We start from the raw sequence: 3,081 nt of genomic DNA, 5'->3' as shown, positions 1-3,081 counted from the left end.
GTATAATCTGCGCCCCGTTGTATGAACAACATCAAGCATATTTATCTATATAAATGGAGTTATAAATGAAAAAGGTTCTGTTTGCCTTATCTGCGCTTGCGCTGACCTCTACTTCCGTATTCGCAGCTGATGCGGGCGACGGTACTGTTAAATTCACCGGTGAGATTGTTGACGCCGCTTGTGTTGTGTCTCCAGACACTCAAAAACAAGAAGTTGTTCTGGGTCAGGTGAACAAGTCTGTATTTACTGCTATGGGTGATAAATCCACAGCAACGCCGTTCAAAATCAAACTGGAAAACTGCGATATCTCCACTTTCAAAAATGTGGAAATCAGCTTTAACGGCGTTGGCGATGCAGACAACAGCAAACTGGTTTCTGTAAGCACTGAACCAGGTGCCGCAACTGGCGTAGGTATCGGTATTTATGATAACACCAATACCCTGGTTGACCTGAATACTGGTAAATCTGCTACTGTCCTGAAAGAAGGTCAGACCGTTCTGTATTTCACCGCTAACTATGTCTCTACCAAAGATGCAGTAACCACGGGTTACGGTAACGCTGAAGTCGACTTCAACCTGACTTACAACTAATCGATCCTGACGGAACGATCATCTCTCAATGGCAACAGAGACTGTGTTGCCATTATTCACACCAATGACTCAGGGACCGAATCATGAAACGTATTAGCTTTGCTGTGCTGGCACTTTTAATGACCGCACAACAGTGTTTTGCTGGTGGCGTAGCCTTAAGCACGACGCGTGTTATTTATGATGGCGGCAAGAAAGAAGCGTCGCTGACCGTTGAAAACCATAATAAAAATGAAGAGTTTTTGATCCAGTCATGGATTGATGATGTGAATGGCAATAAAAAAACACCGTTTATTATTACACCGCCATTATTCAAACTTGATCCTGATAAAAATAACGTCTTACGTATCGTCAATATTGAAGATACCTTACCTAAAGATCGTGAATCCGTTTACTGGATTAATGTAAAGGCCATTCCTGCGAAAAGTGCTGAAAATGAAAATAAAAACGTCTTACAGATAGCCGTTCGCACCCGTTTGAAGTTGTTCTATCGTCCAAAAGGTTTGCCGGGAAGCAACCTCGAGGCCATGAAACAGTTACGTTTCCAGTGTCAAAATAACCAAATTGTGGTTAATAACGACTCCGCTTATAACCTGACCTTTAATCAGTTTTCCATTAATGGACAAAAGATTGAACGGGCGGGAATGGTTCTCGCGAAAGGAAAGTTAAACATTAACCTTCCAGCCGGTACAGGCAACGCGCACGAAGTGAAATACAGCATTATTAATGATTTCGGTGTTGCTGGCGAAATGCTGACGAAGCCGATTAACTGATCCTTTTACAAGGCGCTTTTACTATGCATTGGATGCATTTACCTCTCTATCACTACAGAGCGCATTTTTCCTTCTCTCTGCTGGCATTAACGATTGCCAGCTCGTTACCTGCGTATGGCGGAAAATTTAACCCTAAATTTCTCGAAAACGTTCAGGGTATCGATCAACACATCGACTTGTCGGTATACGACTCACCTGTCGGCCAGCAAATCCCCGGTAAATACCGGGTTTCGGTGTTTGTAAACGAAGAAAAAATGGCTTCCCGGACGCTGGATTTTAGTACCGCCAGCGAAGCGAAACGCAAAGCCAGCGGTGAGTCGCTTATGCCTTGCCTTAGCCGGGTGCAACTGGAAGAAATGGGCGTGCGCGTTGACAGCTTTCCGGCGCTGAAGATGTCACCACCAGAAGCCTGCGTAGCGTTTGATGAAATCATTCCCCAGGCCACCAGCCGCTTTGATTTTAATACTCAGACGCTGCATCTTTCCTTTCCACAGGCGGCAATGATGATGACCGCTCGCGGCACGGTTGATCCTTCTCGCTGGGACGAAGGAATACCTGCGCTGTTGCTGGATTACAGCTTTAGTGGCAGCAATGGACGCAATGAAGGTACAGGTTCATCTTCAGATTCGACCAGTGACAGTTATTACCTGAACCTGCGCAGCGGTTTGAACGTTGGTCCGTGGCGTTTACGTAATAACAGTATCTGGAACCGTACCGATGGCAAAAACCAATGGGATAACGTTGGTACATCGTTAAACCGGGCAATTATTCCACTTAAATCACAGATAACTCTGGGTGATACCGCCACGCCTGGCGAGATTTTTGATAGCGTACAAATGCGTGGGGCGTTACTGGCATCCGACGATGAAATGTTGCCGGACAGCCAGCGTGGCTTTGCTCCGGTAGTGCGCGGCATCGCCAAAAGCAACGCTGAAGTGAGTATCGAACAGAACGGCTATGTCATTTATCGCACTTTTGTTCAGCCGGGTGCATTTGAGATTAACGATCTCTACGCAACCTCCGGCAGCGGCGACCTGACGGTGATCATTAAAGAAGCCGACGGAAGTGAACAACGTTTTATCCAGCCGTTTTCGGCGGTGGCGATTTTCCAGCGTGAAGGGTATCTGAAATACAGTCTGGCTGCCGGTGAATATCGTGCTGGTAATTACGACAGCGATAAACCACATTTCGGGCAGTTTACCGCCATGTACGGCTTGCCGTGGGGTATGACCGCCTACGGTGGTGCATTGTTGTCGGCAGATTACAACGCTTTAGCTCTGGGCCTGGGGAAAAACTTCGGTACCATTGGCGCAGTATCGGTGGATGTCACTCAGGCGAAAAGTCAGTTACGCAACAATGAAAAAGAGGAAGGCCAGTCTTATCGCTTCCTCTATTCGAAAAGTTTTGAGGGTGGCACTGACCTGCGTCTGTTGGGCTACAAATACTCAACCAGCGGCTACTACACCTTCCAGGAAGCAACTGATGTTCGCAGTGACGCCGACAGTGATTACCGCCGTTATCACAAGCGCAGCCAGATACAGGGCAATATTACCCAGCAACTGGGAGACTACGGCTCGGTTTATTTCAATATGACGCAGCAGGATTACTGGAACGTTGACGGTAAGGAAAACTCCTTAAGCGCCGGTTATCACGGTCACATTGGTCGGGTGAATTACAGCGTGGCCTATACCTGGACGAGAAGTCCGGAATGGGAAGAAGAC

At 47.1% G+C, this 3,081-nt stretch carries 3 protein-coding genes; all 3 read left to right on the top strand.

Annotated elements, in window-relative coordinates:
- Window positions 1–65: 65 nt before the first annotated feature.
- On the top strand, window positions 66–590 hold the full coding sequence (locus QZF50_RS23210; RefSeq protein WP_000756356.1) for a long polar fimbria major subunit LpfA: 525 nt from the start codon (window positions 66–68) through the stop codon (window positions 588–590).
- A gap of 83 nt (window positions 591–673) precedes the next feature.
- Window positions 674–1,360, top strand: a complete 687-nt coding sequence (gene lpfB / locus QZF50_RS23205; RefSeq protein ID WP_000822475.1) for a long polar fimbrial biogenesis chaperone LpfB — start codon at window positions 674–676, stop codon at window positions 1,358–1,360.
- Window positions 1,361–1,383: 23 nt separating this feature from the next.
- Window positions 1,384–3,081: fimbria/pilus outer membrane usher protein (locus tag QZF50_RS23200; RefSeq protein ID WP_290389024.1), on the top strand; the 1,698-nt coding region annotated here is incomplete at its 3' end.

Origin of the sequence: uncultured Escherichia sp., assembly GCF_948475835.1 — a bacterium.
GTDB lineage: Bacteria > Pseudomonadota > Gammaproteobacteria > Enterobacterales > Enterobacteriaceae > ECMA0423.
This window is presented reverse-complemented; position numbering and strand designations above follow the sequence as displayed.